Here is a 23,778-nt window from a genome sequence, read left to right on the forward strand (position 1 = left end):
GTAATCAATATGATAACAGATCTAAATTCACAATACAATGGTTCCCTGGATTGAACAAAACTATCGAAGCCATTAGCAGAACGAAAAAAAGCCGCTGCAAAAGCGGCTTTAGATAACAATTTGAATACGTGTCCCTTGCCCTTGTTGACTTGATACTTGAATCTCCCCGCCGTGAGCTGCAATAATATCGCGTGCTATGGCCATGCCAAGCCCCGAGCCTTTATGGAGCTCCCCCGTGTGGGTCCCCCGATAATAGCGGTCAAAGATCCTGCCCAGCTCCTCCTCTTTAATGCCTTTCCCGTTATCTTCAATGCGGATCAGAGTTCTCGGCCCCTGTTCCACGCTAACATGAATAATAACCTTCTCATCGTTATGAACGATGGAATTATAGATAAGATTACTGATTGCTCTACGCATCAGAATCTCGTCCAGCTCCAGCATGATGATATCCTGGCTGTACTGAAAATGGATGCTGCGATCCGAATACCTGGCATCGTTCAATGTGTCAATGACTACATTCCTTATTAGAGTTACAAGGTTCAAGTTCTTTATATTCAGGGACCATTGCTTATTCTTCAGCCGGGTAGACAGATTCAGATCGTCTATGACTTCTTTCAAGTACGTGGACTTGCGTTCAATGATCCCGGCATACTCTCGCATCTCATCTATTGAAAATTGGTATTCACGGTCCTTCATAATTTCCGCGTACCCTTGAATGGAGGCTAGTGGAGTTTTAATATCATGGGAAATGTTGGCGATCCATTCCTCCTTCATTCGGTCCATAGCCTTTCTTTCATTCTCATGTGCCTGTAGTTCTTCTGACAGGTGATTCATATTGATGAATACATCCTTATAAATCCCCGGTTGAGTGAAATGGATTGAGTAGTCCTTGCCTGCGAGGCTTTTGATACCATTAATTAAAAGGTGCAAAGGCTTGGTTAATCTTTTGCTGAACAAATACCCGATAAACAAAGCGATCAAACCGTCCAGCGTTAGCACCAGAATGCCGACTATGTTGAACAACCTTCCGGCATGACGGTAATCAATCGACAAAACGAACCTGGACAAAAAAGGATTCTCAACGCCGATAAAATAACTGTATTTATAGTTCTCTGCCGATTTTTCTCCAATGTAGACCGTTGTACTAGAATTGATCTCTTTATATTTGTACATTTGGATAATGTCCAGCGGCGAATACTTGTCCTTAACTCCTTCGGGGGTTAAATAGCTGAATACCTGCCGTCCATCCTCATCCAGCACCTGAATCCATGCTTTGTTGCTTAGTAGCACTTCCTGCCCTTCATCTGTAAGTGAAACCTGATGATTGGCAATAACGATCTGTTCGGCGAAATTCCGGGTCATGGTCTCCGCAGAGGCTTCACTCCGGTTGAAGAGCGAGCTGCCTATAACCGAATGGGCTATAAGCAATCCGAGTAAAAGTACCATATTGAAAAATACGACCAAAATGACAATAAGAACGACGGATACCAGAAATCGGCCGGTCAGCTTCCATTTCATCTGCTTGGCTCATCCTTCACCACCAGCTTGTAGCCCAACCCTTTTACCGTGACCAAATACACCGGATTGGAGGGATCCTCCTCCATTTTCTCACGCAGCCTGCGTATGTGAACCATCACTGTATTGTCATAACCAAAGAAATCCTCGCCCCACACCTTATCATAGATCGTTTCTTTGCTAATGATTTGATTCGGATGCTTCAAAAAGAGACTGATCAAACCAAGCTCCTTGGGCTTGAGATCAATGACCCTCCCATTCTTGCTGAACTCGACCTTCTGTTCGTTCAGTTCAAACGGACCCGCTTTAAGCAATGGGTCTGATTTCTCTTCTATCTGCTTGTAATCGGCTCGTCTCAGGTGTGCCTTAACCCGATAAGCCACTTCTTTCGGGCTGAACGGCTTGGTTATATAATCGTCGCCGCCAATAGCCAGACCAAGGATTTTATCAACTTCTTCGGTCTTCGCAGATAAAAATAAGATCGGCACATGCGAAACGGCTCTAATTTGCTTGCATATCTCATAGCCTTCCCCATCCGGAAGCATAATGTCTAACAGGACGATATCCGGCTGTTTCTCCTGAAACTGGTTCCATCCCTCCGCCGCGGTTGCCGCAGAGTATACAGGATCAATCCCTTCTTTCATAAGGACGGTTCGAAGCAGCCGTACAATATCCTCCTCATCGTCGATAATCAGAATCTTCTTAGGATGCGTCATCCCATCACCTCCGTGCCGTATCCTGCCGTGCTGTTCTCTAATACTATATACGATCCGCTGATTTTTTTCATAGCTTTTGCATAAAAAGAGCACCTATGCATCGCGGCTGGAACGTGTTTATTGACAAGTTCCATTGGAGCTATTCCTTCAAGGACGGATTAGAAAGGAGCATCCTGGTCTTTTCAGGGATATCGTCCAGTTGCACCTCCTTATAGGAGCTAACTCCCTTGGTTTTGACATACAAGCGTAAATACGCTTCCTTTCGCAGCTCTTTTGTCGCTGTAAAGGTTAAGGTTTTCACCGAGCCATGTTTATCATATCCTTGTACTGTATATTCATAGGTTTTGTACTTTTCTCCGGTGCTTGTACTTCCCTCTATTTTCTTTCCATCGTTCACTTGGACATAATAGGACTCCGTACCGAGTCTGTTCATATTTCCATTTTGCATCAACACCAGCAATACCGCTGCAATACCAACAACAATGATGGCGATGACTGTCGTTTTTTTCATCCCGTTTCCCCCTTGAATAGGAATCCTATTGATTCGCTTTTACAGCAATCTTGTAATAAGCATTTACCGTTAAAAAGTAGTAAGCGATATATATGCAAGTATATACTCCTATGCAGATCAGGACCGGAATAGTCAGATTGGTCAGCAATAGCTTGGATAAGGCGGTTAAAGCTACCGCAGAGTGGGCAACCCCAGCTGCTAAAGGAAGGGCAAATACAAATAAGACCTGCTTGGCAATCGTGCTCTTCATTTCTTTCTTATTTACACCGATCTTGTGCAAAATCAGGTACCGCCCTTTATCTGCATTCGCTTCGGTCAATTGCTTGAAGTAAATCACGCTTCCGGTTGCAGCCAGGAAAACAAGTCCCAGGAATCCGCTCAGAAAAATTAGCAATCCCGTTCCTTCCATTCCGGAGGCATAGTTCCGATAGAAGCTGGAAAAATGAGCGTCATCCGGCAGTACCGACTCAATCTCCTTGGTCAGCTGTTTGGCATGATCCTCATGAGTAATCTTGTACGCTTCCAGCTGATCTGGAGTGAGCTGCTGCTCCAAACGGGAGAACATCTCATCGCTGATGACAATCGTTGAGTAAGCAGTACTAAGATTCAGTACGCTGTATTGCTTTATTTCCTTGAACGTTACCGTTTCCTTCGTTTTCCCTTTTGTCAGCAGGAAGGAGGAGCCGACGTAATGAGGCGATACCCCCTCCATGTACATCGGATCCAGCAGAACCGCTTCATTCGCTTGCAGCTTGAGGGAATCCGTTCTTTGCTGCTGACTCGCCAATTGATTAAACATACGGTTAGATATCAATGTGTATGACCAGCCGCTATCCGGATTCATATCCTTCTGATCCGCCTTCATCATATCCGCCTGAATGGCGGGAACAGTTAAGTGGTACAAGACATGAGTCTGTCGAGAAACCTAGTTTTGCGCGAACTTTGCTAAATATGGAGGTGGGGTATTCCTCGGAAGAGTTTACGTCCGCCTTTGAAACCCGTGAAAATACCACTAAATCTGATCCCTTTCACGGGTTTCAACAGCGGCTGGAGGGGCATACCCCACCGTAGTATATTAGCAATAGTTCAAGCCTTATAGGTTTCTCGACAATCTGAGACATGATGCTCTCCGCTCTTGTCGATAATAGACTGTACCTTACCGGCCACCTCTTTATTTGCCGCAATAAACATAATGCTATTGGGATTTGCTTGCTCTACCGTGCTTCTGTTGTTGTAATAAAAGCCGTACGCCGTTCCAACAGCCGACAACGTCGTGGCACTGAGCACGGCAATCATCGTTAAGGTTCCTGCATTGCCCTTGATACGATACAGAAGCTGTGAGATTCCTATCATACGAATCCCGCTCCAGTACTTCTTTTTATTTCTTTGGGACAGTTTCAGGAGCGCCACGGTTAAAGAGTTAAATAATAGATAGGTGCCTAGAATCACGGTCACCAGAATAACCAGCGGGGTTACCATCAACCCTAGTGCCGCCCACACCTGGGATTTCAGTAAATTCTGAAGTGCGAGCCAATAGCCGAAGCCGATCAGAAGAACAGATAAAATTGCGATAGCATAGGAGGTCTTGGGCTCCTGTTCCCCTTCTTGATCTGCGCGAAACAACTCGATTATTTGAAAGCGATAAATCAGCCGGTATCCTTGAATGGAGGTCAGCAAAGTGATAACGAAGAAGACGATCACCGTATTCAAGATGGCCGCTGATGAAATCGTGAAATGATTAATCGCATCGTACCCCATCACTTTCATAAGAAGAACAACGAAAAATTTGGACAGCAGCGAACCCAGAGCCATCCCGATCAACAGCGCCAGAAGTCCCATGATGAAATTTTCATAAAACAGCATCCGCCCTATCTGCTTCTTACGGACTCCAAGCAGTGACAACAGCCCAACCTCTTTTTTACGCTTCCGCATAAAAAAACCATTGGAATACCAGATGAAGACCGCCACAAAAACCATTAATACTACAGCTGCACTGCTAAATGCAGAGCTGATTTTGACAGAAGAGCCGGTTGAAGCCAGAATCGTCTGATCATACTTTAAGGAAACAAAGACGAAGTAAGTAAGGATGCTGAAAATCATGGATGCAAAGTATACGAAATAGTTGGTAAAATTGTTTTTTATATTTTTCCGGGCAATGCTAAATAGCGTCATGATGCCCACCTCCTAGAGAGGCGAGGACCGCCAGGATCTCTTGAAAAAAATCTTTGCGCTCCAGGTTCTCTCTAAAGAGCTCCTTGTACAGCTGCCCGTCTTTGATGAAAACCACTCTCTTGCAGAAGCTTGCGGCATAGGCATCATGCGTGACCATCAGAATGGTTGAACGGTTGCTGTCATTAAGCTTGTCCAAGCTTTCCAGCAAGCTGGTTGCCGATTTGGAATCCAACGCTCCGGTCGGCTCATCCGCCAGAATCAGGCTTGGATTCGTGATGATCGCCCGCGACGCGGCCGTTCGCTGCTTCTGTCCTCCCGAAATATGGTACGGGTATTTGTCCAATATTCCCCGAATTCCGAAGGTTTCCGCGATGCGCTGGACTCTTGCTTCAATTTCGTCCGCAGGGACTTTCGATAAAGCCAGCGGGAGCAATATATTTTCTTTCACCGTCAGCGTGTCGAGCAAATGGTAATCCTGAAATATAAAACCAAGCTTATTTCTGCGGAAATCGGATAATTGCTCTTCGTTCATATGAACGATATCCTGATCTGCGATCGTAATCTCGCCCGCTGAAGGCGTATCTATAGTAGAAAAGATATTCAATAACGTTGATTTTCCCGCTCCGGACGGGCCCATAATCCCCACAAATTCCCCTTCTTGGATCTCCAGATTAATATCCTCCAAGGCGGTATATACATTCCCTTTGGTACCGAATACTTTTCTCAAATGCTTTGCCTGCAAAATCGTGTTCATGCTTCTACCTCCGTCATGATGTCGTTTTATTCAAGTGAAACCATTGTTCCGACATGGAATCATTACAGAAGGATAGTATAAGCGCTGAACCTTACAAGCTTATGATCTTAACCTTTCATGAACCTTAACAAATCCCCTATTCCTCTGTGGAGACAACAAAGATTCCAAATAAAAAAGCCCGACTCCACATGATATGGAGTACAAGCTTTGGAATGGGTGTATTATTGTTTTTCGCTTCCAACCCTTGGATAGACGTCGGTTCTTATATACCGAAGGTTATCGTCGTTAACGATGACATTGATCCGAGCAACATCAATCAGGTGGTGTGGGCGTTAGCTACTCGGCACCATCCTGATAAAACTATTGTCATGGCCAAGCAGCAGGTCTTGCCGCTTGTTGCGTATTTGGACCAAGCTGAGAAAAAGGAAGCATTGACTACAAAAGTAATTTATAATTGCCTTCCTTCAGACGAATGGCCTAAGGATTATGCGCCACTCGAAGCTTCTTTTGCAAGCTATCCGGAAGAACTGCGTAATCGTATTCTGAATAATTGGGAGAGCTATGGCTTTTAACTTTATTGTGATGGCTGAAAGGAGGAAAAAGAAATGAAAATCATTGTAGGAATATCCGGGGCCACAGGGGCGATTTTTGGAATTCGACTTTTGGAGCTGCTCCAGGATACCGACGTGGAGACCCATTTGGTCATGTCGGCATGGGCAGCTATGACGATTCAAGCAGAAACTCCTTATACGGCAAAAGAGGTTGAAAAGCTTGCTAATTATACCTATTCCTATAAGGATTTGGGCGCCAAAATTTCGAGCGGATCCTTTCAGGTTAACGGAATGATCGTGGCTCCGTGCAGCATGAAAACCTTGGCCTCTATACGTGTGGGCCTTGCCGATAATCTATTGACTCGTGCAGCTGATGTTATATTAAAAGAGCGTAAAAAGCTAATGTTGTTAACCCGAGAAACCCCTCTCAATGATATCCATCTTGAAAACATGTTGGCTTTATCTCGCATGGGAACGATCATCTTTCCACCCGTGCCGGCGTTCTACAATCATCCTCAAACTAACGACGAATTAATTCATCATATTATCGTCCGGGCTTTGGATCAATTTGACATTCCAATACCCGGTGCTAAGAGAAGGAGCGGAATGGAAAGAAGGTAACATTTTCGATCCATTCGAATGGATTGAATGAAAGGCAGCATAGAAGCAGCAGAGAAATTTTTAGATATGAAATGGTATGATTAGAAAAACAAACAAGGAGCAGCGATATGACTTAAGCTGCTCCTTGTTTCATTATAGAATGGTACCGGGTTTAACTACCCTGTGTTAAATCCAATCAAGCCTTGGTATGACGGCTCATTTGATTCACAGCACTAAACAGAGCTTTTACAGATGAGGTCATAATGTCAACGTCAATGCCGCAGCCCCAATGCACATTACCGTCTGGAGCCGTAATTCCAATATAAGATACAGCTTGTGATTTAGAGCCTGTTTCCAGTGCGTGCTCTTTATAGATCACATCGGTATAATTCATTCCAAGATCCGTTTGCAAGGCATTGCTGATTGCATCGAGTCTTCCGTTTCCAGTCCCTGTAATTTCCTTGACTTCGTTTCCAGTCCGTATAGTGACGATGGTTTGGAAATCTTCATTGTCCGTAAAACGGTATTTGACAAACTCGACAGGCGATTGGATATTTACATATTCCTTCAAGAAAATATTGTAAATTTCATCAGGCATCAATTCCTTTTGCTGATGATCCGATACGTTCTTAACGCAGTAACCGAAGTTTTCGCGCATTTTCGCAGGGAGGTCGAGTCCGTACTTTTGCTGCAGAATGTATCCGATCCCGCCCTTACCGGACTGGCTGTTAATGCGGATAATATCGCCTTCATACTCCCTGCCGATATCCTTGGGATCGATCAGCAGATAAGGGACCGACCAATGCTTCGGCTCCTCTTCCTCGCGCCATTTCATTCCTTTAGCAATCGCATCCTGATGCGAGCCGGAGAAAGCAGTGAATACAAGCTCCCCGCCGTATGGGTGTCTTTCGCTCACTCTCATTTTGGTCAATCGTTCATAGACGGAAATGATCGCAGGGATGTTCTCAAAATTCAGCTTCGGGTCCACCCCGTGGGAATACATGTTCAGGGCCAGTGTAACAATGTCTACGTTCCCCGTTCTTTCCCCGTTTCCGAACAAAGTGCCCTCGACGCGCTGAGCACCGGCCAGCATCCCGAGCTCCGCATCCGCCACACCAGTTCCCCTGTCATTATGCGGATGGAGCGACAAAATGACATGCTCCCGGAAATTCAGGTGCTCGCTCATATACTCGATCTGGCTGGCATATACGTGAGGCATCGACATGGATACCGTTGCAGGGAGATTAATAATAACCGGGTTCTTCGCTGTTGGCTGCCATACATCGAGCACGCTATTGCAAATGTCCAGCGCAAAATCAATTTCTGTACCTGTAAAGCTTTCCGGCGAGTACTGGAACTGGAAGTTCCCCTCGGTTTCCTCCGCACACTGCTTCAACAGCTTGGCGCCGGTCAAAGCGATATCGATAATTTCTTTCTTGGATTTGCGGAATACCTGCTCCCGCTGTGCCACGGATGTCGAGTTGTACAAATGGACTACGGCTTTTTTCGCGCCCTTCAGCGCTTCAAAGGTTTTGCGGATAATATGCTCTCTGGACTGGGTAAGCACCTGGATGGTTACATCGTCAGGAATCAATTCCTGTTCGATCAAGGTGCGCAAAAAAGTAAATTCCGTTTCCGACGCTGCGGGAAATCCGACTTCGATCTCCTTGAATCCGATATCTACAAGCAACTTGAAGTATTCCAGCTTCTCCTCCAAATTCATCGGAACAATCAATGCCTGATTCCCGTCGCGAAGGTCAACGCTGCACCAGGTCGGCGCCTCCGTAATATATTCCTTCCTGGTCCAATTCAAGCTGGTTACCGGCGGCATAAAATATCCTCTAGCGTACTTTTCAACATGTTTCATGGTTTATCCTTCCCTTCATCCATTTCTGCGCTGAATTGTCAAATAATCGGACGGAATGCAAAAAAAGCCTTTCGTCTCCACTAAACAGAGACGAAAGACTTTGACATCTTACGCGGTACCACTCCGAATTCATGCCATAGTCGGCATGCCCTCTACGGATACGGGTTCACAAGCACGGATAACCCTTGTATCCTCCTGATGATAACGGTCAGGCTCCGGCTCCACCTACTTAACTGGTTCAGCGAGCAACTCCAAGGCGAGTTCCGATATTCCCCACGGCTGTTTCACACCATCCAACAGCTCTCTGTTCGTTTAGAAAATCGTACTATTCCTTTTCAACGTATTTGTAATGTTAGGAATAATGTTATATCACCTATACTATTTGTGTCAAGTGTAATCTGACGTATCCCCGTTCCATTGGATAAACGGGATATTTAGACACGCGCCAGATAGGCCTTCAACCGGTCTTTTTGAAGCAGATGATGGCGGTAGTGCATCTCGACAAGCGCGAACCATTCACGAGCATTTAATGCGCCAAGTCTTGGATGCTGCGCAGTGTGACTTAGATTGGCATCTGCTAGCAGCGGCTCCAATTCCTTCATTCGACGGATCACAGCGCGCATCCCATCCACGATTTGTTCCTTGCTTTCCGGCTGGGAAGGCGTATACTGCGGGGATGCCGGAGCCTTAATCTGAATAGGGGGAAATCCGCCCAGATCGAATACCGCCTTGCCGGCGTCCGTTTTTCCCTCGCCCGTGTGAACCGGTTCCTTGCTTGTCAAACATGTATCAGCATTTCGAAGCTGCATGTAGAGAGCGGAGTTGATCAAATGTACGTACATTTGTCCGAGAGACCATTCCTCTTCACCTGGTTGCTGCTTCAGCTGCTCCAAGGGATAGCGCTCTAATTCCTCCAGATAGTGACCGGTTAACGTTTCCATGCTATTTACAATCTCATTTGCGTTCATATGATTAGACAGCTCCTTTTCACTAGTTAATGCCATTGTACAAGATGATTACTGACAACAGTATGTCAGTTGTATGAAGGCATATGACAGGAGCTCAGCTTCGTCTCTTCCATCCGAACACTCGCACATGAACGATCCCTTTGGTAAGCCAATGCGTGACTATATAAAGAATGATAAATACGAGTAAAAGCGGTTTAAATAACAGCCAGGCCAAGGCCCAGCACAGCCAAATTTGCCAACTCTTCATCCTGCGAAAAAGTTTGCCGGGCCAGAGGAAAATACGATAAAGCAAATAGCGGTGCTGAAGAGCCTCCAGATACTCATCTTGAAATTGCTTCGATTCGGGATTCATCCGTACCGCATTCCGCATATACGCCTCCTGCAGGTCATAATCCCCGCGTTTGGACGCCGCCCAACCCAGATATAGAAGGACATAGGCATTTTCCGTATCATATTGAATGGCCTGCCGGTCCAATTGCCTTGACATTTCATCGTTGCCGAGCAGGGCTTCTACATAGCTCAGCGTGGCCAAATACAGCGGAGATTCCGGTTGAAGCTCCAAGGCGGACAGCATTTGCTCCTTTGCTTCCTGGTATTTACCCTTTTTATTAAGCCGGTTTGCATGCAAAAAATAATAATGCGCCTCATACGGATCAATGCGCAAGGCTTCCTGGAGTGCTTCGTGAAATTCCGCTTCTTTCTCCGTTTCATAAAAGACGCCGACACGCACGTACCAGGCCAGCTCGTGCTCCGGATCCCGTTGAATCGCCTGATTCGCCCAATGGAGCGCCTTCTTATGATCGTCCATCAGAAGGTAGATTTGAGCATTCAAAGCGTACGCGTCCGGATTATCCGCATCCTGCTGAAGCACTTTTCCTACTTCATTCAATGCTTCCTTATATCTCTTCCAGACTATTAATTGATGCGCCGAAGCAAAGGCGGCTTGAATCGATGGTTCCAAAGCTAGTGCCTCCCCTCGTCCGCCTACTTGATGCCCGTCTTTTTGATGTAGTCCAGAACTACTTGGTAGTCCTGGTTCACATCGCTGAAGGTCGCGTAATTTTTGGCGGTTGCAAACCATTCCAGCGTTGTTGCTTTTCTAGATTTTACTGACCTTCTTAGATCCTCCTGTGTGATAGGCTGAATCTCCCCGGTCTCGAAAGTCCGCTCCATAGCGGAATCAACCGCATCCTTGACGATTTGCTCCAAATCCGCACCGGAAAACAGCTTCGTTTCAGCGGCAATTTTGGCTAAATTCAGGGATTCGGCCGGTTTTCCGGCTAATTTTAGCTGAAGTATCGTCTGCCGCTCCGCTTCCTCCGGAGGAGGTACGAAGACAAGGTGATTGAATCGGCCCGGGCGGCGCAGGGCTGAATCCAGATACCATGGAGTGTTGGTTGCTCCGATCACGAATACGTTGTCGTTATTGGCTTGTAATCCGTCCAGCTCCAATAGCAGCTGATTCACCAGCATACGATCATGATGCTGCCTCATTTGATGGCGGCTGCCGCCCATGGCATCCAGCTCGTCAATAAAAATGACGCAAGGCTTGTTTTCCCGCGCCTTCTGGAATATATCATGCAGGTTATGCTCGCTCTGGCCGACATACATCGAAAGAATGGCCTGAAGCTCGATATGCATGAAATTGGCATCGATTTCACCCGCCACCGCCCGGGCGAGGAACGTCTTGCCGCATCCCGGAGGGCCGTACAGCAGCAAGCTTCCTCCCGCTTCCTTCCCGTACGCGGCGAATACCTCCGGCTGCTTCAAAGGCAGAATGAAGCTCATGCGGATTTTCTTCTTTACTTCATCCAATCCGCCGACGTCTTCAAATGTTTCTTTCGGCTTCTCAGACTCTACCAAAGAGTGGCTATCGTTATTAAATTGAATGAGTTTTAATTTATTGCGGCGCCTTTCATTCACTTCATCATGGTCTGACATAGTTTCCCTCCCATTATCAATGATGATAATTTTACCATATTTCTACCTGTTGTCGACTAGGTCTATCTGCAGATTTCTCAATAGCAAAATAGGAGCATGCGCTTATGGCATCCTCCTATAATCAGCAATTCATTACGATGAAGTACTCAGCAAAAAGTACTTTTCGTCAGGGTAGCTTGCGGTCCAGCCAGGATAAGATCGGACGTAGCGTCACGGTCATGTTCGTATCGCCAGTTTCATTCACATAAGGGGCTTGCGTACGAAAATAATCCGGGTGGTTCCCGACTAGAGGGATCTCAACAATCTCGCCTGGCGAATAAGCAACCGATTTCCAAAGCTTGACGCGTCCAAACTGGCGCACCCAGCCGCCCCAGCGTCCCAATCGGGAGACCGGATCTTTCTTCCCTCCGCTTCCCATGGCGGACAGATAAAGCACGCGGTCCTTCAGCTCGGAGGAAACAGGGCATTTGGGAGAGCCGATCTGAACGACAAGCGGTGAACCGTAGCCTGCCTTCGTCAGCTGACGTGCGAGCTGAACGGCACTCACGCCACCGCCGCTATGCCCGACTAACAACACGGTACAGCCAGATTGTGCCGCTTCCCATACGGCCTCCCGGACAGCTCCCGCTCCGATCGAGGACCACAATCGCTCCTGAATATCCGTCAAATCGCGAAATATCGCCGCCAATTGACGCACCAAACGCTGCGACCAATCTCCGAATGGGTAGACGGACTTCGATACGACGCGATAACCACGATTACGCAGCTCAGAGGACAACTCCTCGCGGAAAGGGTCCATAAACCCGGGGGCTGTCGCGATGCCTGCCAATGTGAACAGCGCAATACCGGCAGCAGCTTGTTTCATATGACTGCCCCCTTACGATGATAAGAGCCCTGTTCTTAGCATTCACTAAATTCTATAGCATTAAAGTCCGAAACATACACCAGCGCACTGTCCGGGCGATGAAAAGCAGTGGAATACAGATCCTTAAAAGGCGTATCGGTCACAGCAATCCGGTTATCCCTCTGCTTCCAATGTTCAAGCACTTCTTTGGATATTTCAAACGGCAGCAGCGGCTTCACGGAACGTTTACTATGTACGACAATCATTTTGTTCCCATCCATCGCTATGACCACATTATTTTTATAAGTCATTTGTAAATGCTTCTCTTTTTCTGTTTGATATACGCTCATACGTTCCCCTCCAATTGTATTGCTATTATAAAGCATCGTGAGAGGAGTAGCAATGTATTTTCGCGAAATAGGTACTTGGACATGGGCAATTAGGTGCTGCATGAGACAAAAGAGAAAACCGCTTATCGACGTCCTTCCGTAAGAAAAACCGCTGCGCATTATGCGCCCGCGGTCTCCTTTTCTTTTTTGGATAAAACCTCTTTTTTCAAAAACCAGCAGACAAAAAATGCAGCTATGACGAAGCCGAAGGAGATGGAGAACATGTGCTGAAATGCATGAGCAAAAGCTTCCTTCACTTGTGTCACCAGTGCCGGTGAGATTCCCGCCGGAATACCCCCCGTTTCGATATGCTCGGCAGTACCCGGGGGAAGCTGATCGCTAAGTCCGGCAACGCCGTTCTTAATATTTCGGGACAGCATACTGCCAAAAACGCTCAATCCAATCGTCGCGCCCAATGATTGAAACAGCTGAACTGTCGATAGTGCAATTCCGCTATCCCTGGAATCAACCGATTCCTGAACAATAAGGTTATCTCCGCCGAAAAGCGCTCCTAGGCCCACGCCAAGAATAAAGAAGCTGACGATGATGAACCATACGGTCGTACTGACCTGAATCTGCATCAGCAGAAAGAAGCCGATAACCGGAAGCAGGAACGATACGATAAATAGCTGACGATAAGCGACCCGTGTAATCAGAAACCCGTTCACAATGCTGGACGGAATGGCCCCCGCCATGAAGGCCAGAGTTAAATAACCGGAAGCTGTCGGTGAAAGACCCATGACATTCTGGGCGAAGAACGGGAAAGACGCTATGCCGCCCATGATTCCCATCGTCAGGATAAACACGAGAATGGACAAGACGACCACATTTCTATTGGTAAACAAACTCAGCGGAATCATAGGCTCTTGAACTCTTGATTCGATCAGGACAAACAATCCGAACAAGAGCAAGGACAGCGACAATAATCCGATGATGACCGGTGAAGACCAGGTGTACCCCTGATTATCAATCAATACCGGGGCAAGCAGAAGCGAGAATAGTCCGAGCACAAGCGTCGCCGCTCCGAACCAATCTACGGAACGCTTCTCTTCTCCTCTTGATTCCTTCATTCCAATCGTCAGCACCGCCGCAGCTAACAATCCGACGGGAATGTTAATCAGAAACACCCAATGCCAGCTCATGTTTCCAACCAGATAACCTCCCACGGTAGGTCCCAGAAGCTGCGGAAGAATCATCAGAGGGCCGATGAGACTTTGAATCTTGGCTCGCTGCTCCAACGGATAAGTCTCTCCGAGAATGACCAGGGCCAAGGGCATGAGCCCTCCGGCGCCGATTCCCTGAATCCCTCGTCCTATCAGGAGCCAAGTCATGGAAGCCGCCATACCGCTTACAATGGACCCAGTGATAAATAGCCCCATGCAGATCAAGTAGACCCTTTTGCGTCCGTAAATATCGGCCAGCTTGCCTATTATGGGCATGAACATGGTAACGGCAAGCATATAGATTCCCGCGACCCATCCATACAATGATAACCCGTGCAGCTCACGAATAATCGTCGGCATGGCGGTCGATACGATGGTTTCATCCAATTCCGCAAAGATTAGTCCCAGCATCAAACCGACCAGTACCAAGGTTTTGTTGTTTGATTGTAAAATGGCAAATCACCTCAATTCAAGAATTGCCTTTATCTTACATTGCTATTTTAAACTGAATGTAAACGGAAATTAATTTTCATTTTATGCAGCGAGCCACGAAAACTATAAAGCCTGTAATTCAAACAGGACCGCAAAGCCAATGGCCCTGCGGTCCTTTATTTCTCCATTTATTATGATTCCCGGCTGCCGATCGTTGAATGGGTCCATGCTTCGTAGCATTTGGCAATCGCGCTCATATCCTCCGCGCCCCAGCCGCTGTTGCAAGCAATTTGGAAGATTTGCTGAACGGAGGCTTGCATCGGTACCGGCACCTGAAGCGATTCGGCGAGACGTCCGGCCAGCTTCAAATCTTTAAACATCAGCTGCGTCATGAATTGGGCGGAAAAATCTCTTCCCAATATTTTCGGCCCCTTCATCTCGGCCATTCCGCTTCGTCCTCCCCCGCCAGCCAAGACCTCGAGGAACAGCTCCGGGTCGCCGCCGGATTTTTGAACCAGCATCAAGCTTTCCGCCAATGCCGTCAAATTCGCTGCAACGAGCATATTGTTGGCCAGCTTGGCATTCGCCCCTGCCCCGCTTGCTCCCATGTAGACGGCTTTTTTGCCCATGGCGTCGAACAGCGGTAAGCAAGCCTCATAGGCTTCGCGCTTGCCGCCGACGATGAATGTCAGTACGCCTTCGATAGCTTGCGGTTCGCTGCCGGTGACGGGAGCATCCAGCATGTCGACGCCGGCTGCGGACAGCTTCTCAGCCAGCATTTGGCTGGTCACCGGATAAATCGTGCTGCAATCCATAACGATCCGCGGCTTGGTGCCGGCATTGGATTGGCACACGGACAGAATTCCGTTCTCGCCCAGGTAGACTTGCTCTACCGCCGAGTCGTCGGTAAGCATGGTGATCACGATATCGGCCTGCGCCGCTGCCTCCGCCGGAGAAGCTGCGATGGTCACCGCATCCAGCCCCTCAAACGACGACGCCCGCTCCCGGTTCCTATTATAAACGATCAGCGGGAATCCCGCTTTATGTAGATTCATGCTCATTGGCTTCCCCATCGTGCCAAGCCCGATAAATGCAACTTTCATAGTCATAATATGCACTGCCTCCTATTGTAACTTGTCGTCTGCCTCTTCATTATAACACGATTTAACTACCAGGTTTTACCCGCTTCTCCTGCACTCGGGACCCAAAAAAACGCCCTTGCAATCGCAAGCAGCGTTTCTGAAGGAGAGGGCCGCTTTGCTCCATGCAGCCCAGACCCCTTTATATGGAGAACCGTTCATTCAAATATTCGACCTGATCTTTATAATAGAAGCCTGCAGGCACCACTTGTATGCTCAGAAGCCCCTGCTCCCATCCGCAGGTAAGAGTAAATTCCTGCGTCAGTTCAAATAGGGTCGTCTGAATGACTAGGGTCTTCTCATCGGTCCAAGCTCCTGCGCTAAAGCCATCCAGTCCCAGGAACGGGTCCTTCCCGCTTCGCCAATCCATTAAGCCAAAATCCAGATCGAGACGCTGCTCCTTGCCATAAAAGCTCAGACAGCCGCTTTCCTCTGCAAAATGAAATTCGCATGCCTCGAAATCAAACGCGTTGCTGTCCAGCTCGATTCGTTTGCCCGTTAACGCCTCCATCATCAGAGAGCTTATCTTGCCCCTTGGCATCGTCAGAGTTAACTTGTCCAATTTTGTGATTAGCGACGTATAAGTACTGCCGTCTTCTGGAAGCGCCTCATCTTGTATCGCAGGATACAGCGTTTCCCATAAGCTATCGAGTATTTGCTGCTGACCGTCACGGTATTTCATCGTATTCGCTGTCGATACGAAGACAGCCTCCTTCTCGGGAATCACTACGACAAGCTGGCCTCCGGCACCGAACGCACTATAGGAATTGTAACGGGTCCGCCAAAACTGGTAGCCATACCCCAATGGCCCGTCCAGAAGCATTTTGGCATTGTTCGTATCAGCATGTTTGGCGGTGCTAAGCTCTACCCAGCCTTCAGGGAGTACCCGCTTATCCTCCCAAATTCCTTGCTGCAAATAAAGCTGGCCGAATCTGGCCAAATCATCCGTTGTGCATTTGATGCCGCTTCCCCCTTTGTTGATTCCCAGAGGGCAGCTCTCCCATTCAATCTCCCCTATACCGATAGGGTCAAAAAGTCTTGTTCTCAAATAATCATGGACCGTCATTCCGGTCACTTTTTGCAGGATGGCACACAAGGTATGCGTCCCCGTCGTGTCATAAGCAAAGCTGGTCCCCGGAGGATGGCTCGGCTTGGTATTTAGAAAGGACTCTACCCAATCCTGCACCTGGGTATTGGTTGATTTGGCATGAGCGGTCTGCATGGCCAACAGATGCTTGATCCGCATCATTCTTATGTAAGGATGAACCTCACTTGCCAGCTTCTCGGGAAAATAATCGGCAACAGCATCCTCCAAAGTGAGCAGCCCTTCCCCTATGGCGATGCCGATGGCGGCCGACGTTACGCTTTTGCTTACCGAAAAAGCTTGATGAAGCTGCCCCGCACTGTAAGGCTTATAATACCCTTCCGCCGCTACCTTCCCATATCGCAGCACAGCAAAGCTGTGAAGGTGAATTTGTTTCTCCTGAATGCTATCTATAAAGTCGATAATTGCCTTAGAGCAGATGCCAACTGACTCCGGTTGAACCCTCGCCAGCTCCGTTATGTTCTCCATACCATCTTCCCCTTTCATTGTCCCGGTTCCGGTTTTTCATTATACTACGGAAAAAGTGAAGAATCTTTAGTCCAATCCGCTGGAAAACGTGAAAAATTTCGTGTATTTGTTCATTCCTCTTCCTAATTCCGCTTGTTCACCCCCATTATGGTGAAATATCCCATTAAATTACTATACAATAGGGATGATGTATGAAAACGGTCTCATACGGCCTGTCACAGGTAATTCCTGATAAATTATAAGATAGACAGTACAGGCAAAGCCAACGATAATAAGAATGGATAACGTTTACAGAAAGAGGGAATGGGATTGGAAGCATTGGAGGATCAGCGGGTAAAGGCTGAAGCGAAGAAAAACGGCAGGTATTATTTCGGTGTTTATATGTGGCTGCTATCCTATATGAAGCCTTATGCTTGGCAGATGACCTTATTCATTATTTGCGGCTTGATTATCTCCCTGTCTCAAATGGGGATATTCCGTGTACTGCAGTATATTATCGATAATATCATTATGGCCAGGGACTTGGAGAGATTCCGGTACATCGTGCTGGTTCTGGTCGGCGTGCTCATCTGCATGTTCGGCGCCATGGCGGCTAACAACCTGCTCTCCCGGCTTGTGCGCGAGAAAGCATCGAGGGATTTGCAGTATGCTTGTATGAAGCAGCTGCGCCGGCTTGGCTTTTCCTACTACGAAAAGCATGGCGTGGGAGAGACCCTGTCCTTGCTCAATACGGACGTACAATCCGTTCAAGGAATTTATCAGCGGCACTTCCCCAATCTGGTTAACAGTGGGCTTATGATGCTGGTAGCCTTCGGCTTTGTCATTCATACCAACGCAATCCTAATGCTTGTCACGATGCCATGTTTTTTTCTCTATTATTTGATCGGACCTTTTTTGCAAAAGAAAACGGCTTATTGGGGCAAAATCGCCAGGGAGCGCCGTACCGAATGGAACCGGAAAATATACGAGAGTATTTCCGGGCTGACCGAGATGCGTGCTTACCAGCGCGAAGCTTGGGACTTGGAACGTTACGACGAGAAGCATGAGCATTTTAATACCAGTCAAAAAAAGCAGTTTATTTTTCGAGGCGCCCGCGCCTTATCCCGGCAGCTGTCCTCGTTTGCCGGCATGCTCGTTATGTTTATTTGCGGAACTTATCTGAACCGGAACGGGATGCTGACGGTCGGTGAATTTGTCGCCTTCGTCATGTATTACCAGATGATGAATCAGAACTCGGCGCAGATCGTTCAGATCCTGGTCGATCAAAGCCTTGTTCTTCATCAAGGCGAGAAAATTAAAGATTTCATGGCGCTTCACCCCGATGTAGAAGACCCGAAGGAGCCCGTCATCCTTCCTTCCGTTCGTGGAGAGCTCAAGTTCCGGGATGTCCATTTTGGCTATGGCAGCAGGGAAATACTCAAAGGCTTCTATCTCCATGTTCACGCTGGTGAACGGATCGCCTTTGTCGGACCGACAGGTAACGGCAAATCCACCCTGCTCAAGCTGATAGGAAGGTTCTATGATCCCGTCGGCGGCGAGATCTACCTGGATGGCGTACCGCTGCACCAGCTTTCGTTATCTCAGCTGCGGGATTCCATCGGATATGTATTTCAGGAAACTTATTTATTCGGGTCTACGATACGCGACAATATCCGCTTCGGCTCCCCGGAAGCTACTGACGAACAGGTTGTGGAAGCCGCTCAGGCAGCTAATGCCCATGACTTCATCATGCAGCTGAAGGATGGCTACGATACGCCGGTCGGTGAAAGAGGCGTCAAGCTGTCCGGCGGCCAAAGACAGAGGATCTCCATAGCGAGGATGTTCATTAAAAATCCGAGGATTATCTTATTGGACGAAGCGACCTCAGCGCTGGACAATGTGAGTGAAATTGAAGTGCTAAAAGCGCTTGATACTTTAATGCGGGGACGCACAACTGTAGCTGTTGCCCATCGTCTGTCAACCGTTCGTCATTATGACCGGATTATCGTGATCAAGGACGGAGTGGCCGCGGAATCAGGCACCTATGACGAGCTGGTCGGCAGCAAGGGCTGGCTCTACGAGCTTGAATCCCGTACGGCAGCCGGAAATCCGTAGAGAAAGGAGGCTTGCAAATGGCAACTATCAAATGGATATGGGGATATATTTACCGCAGCCGCAGGATGGTGCTGATCAGCATCGCTGTCCTTGCCCTGCAGCAGTGTATACAGCTGATGTCACAGGGATCACAGAAATTTTTCATAGACGACATCTTGGTGAATAAGCACTATGACAAGCTGCAATGGGTGCTTTACTATTTAACAGCTACGAGCCTGGCGGCATACAGCTTGAATTGGATCGGGAATTACTTGACGAGGGTTAATCAATTAAATATTCATCGCATGATGGGAACCAGTCTGATGGCGATCATTCAACGCAAGCCCGTAGCTGAAATGCAGAACCAGCGGACAGCCAAATGGGTTCAATATTTTACAAGCGATATCCAGCAGGTTTCTGATTTTATCTCACGTGACTTGGCCAAAGGGATTCAGCAGGTAGCGGGAACTGTATTTCTGATCGGCGTCATAGCTTGGGCGAGCCCCCTCATCCTGCTTCTTGTCGTCTTTTTTAGCGCCCTTTATATCGCTCTTGGCCGCTATTACGGCCCCATTATGCGAAATCAGACCAAAGAAATGCAGGAACGCCGCGGCGATCTGCTGGTTAAGATCGAGGAAGGTATTTCCTCTACCCGAGAGATCATTGCTTACAACCGGCTGGAGTGGGAGGAAAAGCTGTTCCGCAATACGTTCCAGATTTTTTACGACAAGGTTATGCAAAATGGGAAATCAACCAACTCGCAGCTCCTTCTTAGCAATACCGTACAGTGGCTCGGGAGACTTGGCGTACTTGTAATTGGCGGCTATGAAGTCATCCAGGGTCATACGACCCTCGGCACTTTCGTCATCGTATACCAATACTCCAATCAATTGTTCCAAAACTTCCAGAATGTATTCAACTTCTTCATGAATATGTCCAGCCGGCTCGCTTTCGTAGACCGGGTTCGCGGACTTTTCGAGCAAGAACAGGCTTCGGAAGGAACGAAGAACTTGACGGGAGCCGTGCGCAGCATTCGATTTGAACAAGTCTCCTTTGCTTATTCAGATGAGGGACAGCAAGTATTGAACCATTTGAATATGGTTATGGAAACGGGAGGCAAGATAGCGATCGTCGGAACGAGTGGCGGGGGCAAATCCACCATAGCGCAGCTCCTTCTCCGGTTCTATGAGCCTACCCAAGGTACCATACGGATCAATGGAACCCCTCTGTCCGAGATTCGGTTGGAGCAATGGATGAGCAGAATCTCCGTCGTGTTTCAGGAGCCTTTCCTGCTCCCGGACACGATTCGCAATAATCTGCTGCTCGGCCGGGATTTAACCGATGATGAGCTGTACGAGGCTTGCCGTATTGCTCAAATTCATGACTTTATCGAATCTCTGGAGGAAGGTTACGAGACCGTCATCGGAGAGCGCGGCTACACCCTTTCCGGAGGTCAGAGACAGCGGCTTGCCATTGCGAGAGCCATCATCAGCGACCCGGACATTCTGATCCTGGACGAGGCAACATCAGCGCTGGATATGGAAACAGAACGAGTGATGCAGGAAGAACTCGATCACCTTCGCAAAGGCCGCACCACGATTATAATCGCACACAGGCTATCGACCATTCGCAACGCGGACATCATTTTCGTCATGGATCAGGGAAAGCTGGCGGAGAAAGGCACGCATGAGGAATTGATGGCGAATGGAGTGATTTATAAGCAGCTCGTCGCCTCCATGGCAGAAGCGTCCTAATGAAGCGGGAGGCGTCATATACTTTGTATATGCATGCCTCCTCCTATTATATTAGGCTCTAACACTGACAGAAGCTGAGTGAATGGGTAGGAGAGTCTCCCTCCCCATACCGGAACGCCGCTCAACGACAAAAAAGAACAGGCATAAAAGCTCCCTGCTCAAGTGTCAACAAACCAAATCCTTCTTCTCACCTGCGCTAGTGAATGCCAAGAATGACATTTTTCAAGCGCTCCAGCTCCTCCCTCTTCGTCCTGGCGTTCATTCTGCCGTTAATATTTCTTTTCCTCCTGCATTCATCCTCGATCATTTGGAGCTCTTTAATCCGGGATTCAATCTCCTCTAACACATCATGTACGGTATTCATTTATGCAGCCTCCCTAAAAATGATCTTGATCATTTGGATAAATAGGTTATAATCATGATAATGATTATCATTAACTTTTGGCTAAGGAGTCGTGACGATGAGTCTTCTGCTTCCGGTAACTACTCTCATTCTCATTGGGATAGGCGCATTCTGTATCTTCGTCTCCATGGAACATGACCGTCTCATTCGGGAGTCGACCCGAAGAAAGCGTCAGGCACTGCTCTCTGCCACAGCATCCCTCTCCTTCAACGAGAGCGCTGAACGCTAACGGAAGATTGCATTCCAGACAGGATACAGCGTCGGCTGCTATGAGAGCCCGGTAAAGAAGGCGCCCTATACAAGGATAAGGACGCCATTAAACTTCTCCCTACTTCATTGCGGAGAAGAGGATCTTAATAACCGAAGTCCGTTCAATATCACAAGGATCGTGCTTCCCTCGTGGCCGACGACACCTAGCGGAAGGGCAATACCTTGCAGGAAATTGGCGGCTATCAATACACAAATGACGGACAGAGCAAATACGATATTTTGCTTAACAATGGATAAAGTTCGCTTACCAAGAGTGATCGCATTGGCAATTTTATCGATATCATCACTTAACAATACTATATTGGCCGTCTCCAAGGCCGCATCGCTGCCTGTCGTACCCATCGCAATACCGACCGTCGCCGTTGCCAGGGCCGGTGCATCGTTGACTCCATCCCCAACCATCGCAACATTCCCGTAAGTTTGCCTCAATTCCTTCACCAAGCTCACTTTATGCTCGGGCAGGAGCTCGGCATATACTTTATCGATACCCGCTTGAGAAGCGATAGACTGAGCCGTTTGCTGCTGGTCACCTGTCAGCATAACGACTTGAACGCCATGTTTTTTCAAGGCGGCAATGGACTGCTTTACATTCGGACGAAGCGTATCCTGCAGTGCAATGATCCCTGCCGCGCCTTGCGAATTATGCATGACGGTAACAGTCTTACCTTCCCGCTCCAATCGGTCTATGGTCTCCGAGATCGTATCGGTCAACATGCTTGCATCCAAAAAGGCCGGCTTGCCGATTTTCCACTGCTCCCCCTCCCATTGAGCCTGAACCCCCCACCCCGTATAGGTGGTGAATTCCGACGGCCGCCGGATCTGCAGCTCCATCTCCTGCGCTTTCAATACAATTGCCTTCGCTAGCGGATGCTCCGACAAGCTTTCGAGACATGCAGCAATATGAAGCACCTGGACTTCGTTATACCCTAGAAGCGGAATAACATCTGTAACAACCGGACGTCCCATCGTCAGTGTACCTGTCTTGTCAAATGCAATAACTCGAGTGCGTGCCAGATTCTCGAGATGGGCGCCGCCTTTGAATAACACCCCTTTGCGGGCACTGTTCGAAATAGCGGAGAGCATGGCCGGCATAATCGAAGCGACTAAAGCGCAAGGCGATGCCACCACAAGAAATACCATAGCTTTGTATAAGGACTGACTCCACGTCCAGTGGAATACAAGCGGCGGAACAACGATCAGCAGCACGGATAGGCCAATGATGGCTCTGGCATAGATCCGTTCGAACTTTTCAATGAAGCGTTGGGAGGCCGGTTTCTCGCTTTGGGCCTCTTGGACAAGTCGGATAATCTTCGAGAACAACGTCGATTCGCTCGGTTGTCTAACTTCTATAAATAATGCGCCTTGGCCGTTCAACGTGCCAGCAAAGACTTCATCCCCCGCCCCTTTGTCTACCGGAATCGATTCTCCTGTAATAGAAGCTTGGTTAACAGAAGAGGTTCCTTCCGTTACCATGCCGTCTGCCGGAATGCGCTCTCCCGGCTTGACGACCACAAGATCGCCAACCTTCAAATCCTCAATCGCTACCACTTGTTCTTTCCCATCACGATACAACACAGCCATCTCCGGCTTCAAATCCATTAGGGCGGATATATCGCGACGGCTTCGGTCCATCGTATAGCTTTCCAGCACACCACTGAGGGAGAAAATAAAAATAAGTACGGCTCCTTCCGCCCAGTAACCAATAGCTGCCGCTCCGACTGCAGCAACCAGCATTAACAAATTGACATCCAGATCCCGTTCTGCAAACAACGTATGCAAGCCTTCCTTGGCCTTGACATACCCCCCCACCACAAAGGCCAGAGAATATAATACTATGGCTGCAGTATGGGACATACTATCTATCCCCCAAGCGGCTGCAATGAGGATCCCGCTGGTCAGTGCGGCGAGAGCCTCGCCGTATCGGCTTAACCAGCTTTCCTCGTTAGCCAGGCGCTGTGCTTTCTGTTGGGATAATTCCTGTTCATTGGCTTCGTTGTTGGCGGATGAATAAGCTGTAATCATTTGAGTCACTCCTTCTCATTGAGAATGAATTCCATTATTACTGTCCTTAAAATGGCACATGCTGCTCCTTGTGGGGAGCAGCATGTGGATCGAGGGAAACCTCGGATTCTTTCTATGCAAT

General features: G+C 48.1%; 20 protein-coding genes, 1 pseudogene and 1 other annotated feature. Of the genes and pseudogenes, 5 read left to right on the forward strand and 16 right to left on the reverse strand.

Annotation, left to right across the window (positions count from 1 at the left end; all coding sequences use genetic code 11):
- Positions 1 to 108: 108 nt before the first annotated feature.
- From ABEA66_RS33195 to ABEA66_RS33220, 5 genes and pseudogenes are all read right to left on the reverse strand, one after another.
- A complete protein-coding gene (locus ABEA66_RS33195) occupies positions 109 to 1,518 on the reverse strand; it encodes a sensor histidine kinase (protein ID WP_345594363.1) in 1,410 nt (469 codons plus the stop codon).
- Positions 1,515 to 2,231 (reverse strand): response regulator transcription factor, encoded by a 717-nt coding sequence (locus tag ABEA66_RS33200; protein WP_345594365.1) that lies wholly within the window; start codon positions 2,229 to 2,231, stop codon positions 1,515 to 1,517. The genes ABEA66_RS33195 and ABEA66_RS33200 overlap by 4 nt, the downstream gene beginning before the upstream one ends.
- Before the next feature lie 139 nt (positions 2,232 to 2,370).
- On the reverse strand, positions 2,371 to 2,742 hold the full coding sequence (locus tag ABEA66_RS33205) for a YxeA family protein (RefSeq protein WP_345594367.1): 372 nt from the start codon (positions 2,740 to 2,742) through the stop codon (positions 2,371 to 2,373).
- Positions 2,743 to 2,767: 25 nt separating this feature from the next.
- Positions 2,768 to 4,914, reverse strand: a pseudogene (locus ABEA66_RS36475) (ABC transporter permease).
- Complete coding sequence (locus ABEA66_RS33220) at positions 4,901 to 5,668, reverse strand: ABC transporter ATP-binding protein (RefSeq protein ID WP_345594373.1); 768 nt, start codon at positions 5,666 to 5,668, stop codon at positions 4,901 to 4,903. Before ABEA66_RS33220 ends, ABEA66_RS36475 begins: the two are co-directional and overlap by 14 nt.
- A 212-nt stretch (positions 5,669 to 5,880) precedes the next feature.
- On the opposite strand from ABEA66_RS33220, the gene ABEA66_RS33225 reads away from it, so the two are divergent.
- A complete protein-coding gene (locus tag ABEA66_RS33225) occupies positions 5,881 to 6,240 on the forward strand; it encodes a hypothetical protein (RefSeq protein WP_345594375.1) in 360 nt (119 codons plus the stop codon).
- Between the two features lie 33 nt (positions 6,241 to 6,273).
- Positions 6,274 to 6,840: a UbiX family flavin prenyltransferase gene (locus tag ABEA66_RS33230; protein WP_345594377.1), complete on the forward strand. Its 567-nt coding sequence runs from the start codon at positions 6,274 to 6,276 to the stop codon at positions 6,838 to 6,840.
- 175 nt (positions 6,841 to 7,015) lie between these two features.
- Here the strand turns inward: ABEA66_RS33230 and leuA are convergent, their stop codons facing one another.
- The 9 genes from leuA to ABEA66_RS33275 form a co-directional block, all read right to left on the reverse strand.
- Positions 7,016 to 8,686 carry a 2-isopropylmalate synthase gene (gene leuA, locus ABEA66_RS33235; protein WP_079909340.1) on the reverse strand — a complete coding sequence of 557 codons (1,671 nt, stop codon included), beginning with the start codon at positions 8,684 to 8,686 and terminating at the stop codon, positions 7,016 to 7,018.
- Positions 8,687 to 8,769: 83 nt separating this feature from the next.
- Positions 8,770 to 9,034 (reverse strand) — a binding site (T-box leader).
- 86 nt (positions 9,035 to 9,120) lie between these two features.
- Complete coding sequence (locus tag ABEA66_RS33240) at positions 9,121 to 9,654, reverse strand: DinB family protein (protein ID WP_079909339.1); 534 nt, start codon at positions 9,652 to 9,654, stop codon at positions 9,121 to 9,123.
- Between the two features lie 94 nt (positions 9,655 to 9,748).
- Entirely contained in the window at positions 9,749 to 10,615 is an 867-nt protein-coding gene (locus tag ABEA66_RS33245) for a tetratricopeptide repeat protein (protein ID WP_345594382.1), read from the reverse strand.
- Positions 10,616 to 10,638: 23 nt separating this feature from the next.
- A complete protein-coding gene (locus tag ABEA66_RS33250) occupies positions 10,639 to 11,595 on the reverse strand; it encodes an ATP-binding protein (RefSeq protein WP_345594384.1) in 957 nt (318 codons plus the stop codon).
- Between the two features lie 166 nt (positions 11,596 to 11,761).
- On the reverse strand, positions 11,762 to 12,460 hold the full coding sequence (locus ABEA66_RS33255) for a hypothetical protein (RefSeq protein WP_345594386.1): 699 nt from the start codon (positions 12,458 to 12,460) through the stop codon (positions 11,762 to 11,764).
- A gap of 35 nt (positions 12,461 to 12,495) precedes the next feature.
- Positions 12,496 to 12,789 carry a hypothetical protein gene (locus ABEA66_RS33260; RefSeq protein WP_345594388.1) on the reverse strand — a complete coding sequence of 98 codons (294 nt, stop codon included), beginning with the start codon at positions 12,787 to 12,789 and terminating at the stop codon, positions 12,496 to 12,498.
- A gap of 158 nt (positions 12,790 to 12,947) precedes the next feature.
- A complete protein-coding gene (locus ABEA66_RS33265) occupies positions 12,948 to 14,405 on the reverse strand; it encodes an MDR family MFS transporter (RefSeq protein WP_345594391.1) in 1,458 nt (485 codons plus the stop codon).
- A 209-nt stretch (positions 14,406 to 14,614) separates the two neighbouring features.
- Complete coding sequence (locus ABEA66_RS33270; protein ID WP_079909335.1) at positions 14,615 to 15,532, reverse strand: NAD(P)-dependent oxidoreductase; 918 nt, start codon at positions 15,530 to 15,532, stop codon at positions 14,615 to 14,617.
- A 172-nt stretch (positions 15,533 to 15,704) separates the two neighbouring features.
- Entirely contained in the window at positions 15,705 to 17,135 is a 1,431-nt protein-coding gene (locus ABEA66_RS33275; protein WP_345594395.1) for a serine hydrolase domain-containing protein, read from the reverse strand.
- 309 nt (positions 17,136 to 17,444) lie between these two features.
- Here ABEA66_RS33275 and ABEA66_RS33280 point away from each other — a divergent pair, with 309 nt between their 5' ends.
- Entirely contained in the window at positions 17,445 to 19,229 is a 1,785-nt protein-coding gene (locus ABEA66_RS33280) for an ABC transporter ATP-binding protein (RefSeq protein ID WP_179135908.1), read from the forward strand.
- Positions 19,230 to 19,246: 17 nt separating this feature from the next.
- A complete protein-coding gene (locus ABEA66_RS33285; protein WP_345594398.1) occupies positions 19,247 to 20,962 on the forward strand; it encodes an ABC transporter ATP-binding protein in 1,716 nt (571 codons plus the stop codon).
- A gap of 196 nt (positions 20,963 to 21,158) precedes the next feature.
- On the opposite strand, the gene ABEA66_RS33290 is transcribed toward ABEA66_RS33285, so the two are convergent.
- Positions 21,159 to 21,326, reverse strand: a complete 168-nt coding sequence (locus tag ABEA66_RS33290; RefSeq protein ID WP_179135907.1) for a hypothetical protein — start codon at positions 21,324 to 21,326, stop codon at positions 21,159 to 21,161.
- Positions 21,327 to 21,423: 97 nt separating this feature from the next.
- Here ABEA66_RS33290 and ABEA66_RS33295 point away from each other — a divergent pair, with 97 nt between their 5' ends.
- Entirely contained in the window at positions 21,424 to 21,594 is a 171-nt protein-coding gene (locus tag ABEA66_RS33295) for a hypothetical protein (protein WP_345594399.1), read from the forward strand.
- A gap of 104 nt (positions 21,595 to 21,698) precedes the next feature.
- Here the strand turns inward: ABEA66_RS33295 and ABEA66_RS33300 are convergent, their stop codons facing one another.
- Complete coding sequence (locus tag ABEA66_RS33300) at positions 21,699 to 23,657, reverse strand: heavy metal translocating P-type ATPase (protein WP_345594401.1); 1,959 nt, start codon at positions 23,655 to 23,657, stop codon at positions 21,699 to 21,701.
- Positions 23,658 to 23,778: the final 121 nt, after the last annotated feature.

It is taken from the genome of Paenibacillus vulneris (genome assembly GCF_039543185.1).
GTDB lineage: Bacteria > Bacillota > Bacilli > Paenibacillales > NBRC-103111 > Paenibacillus_S > Paenibacillus_S vulneris.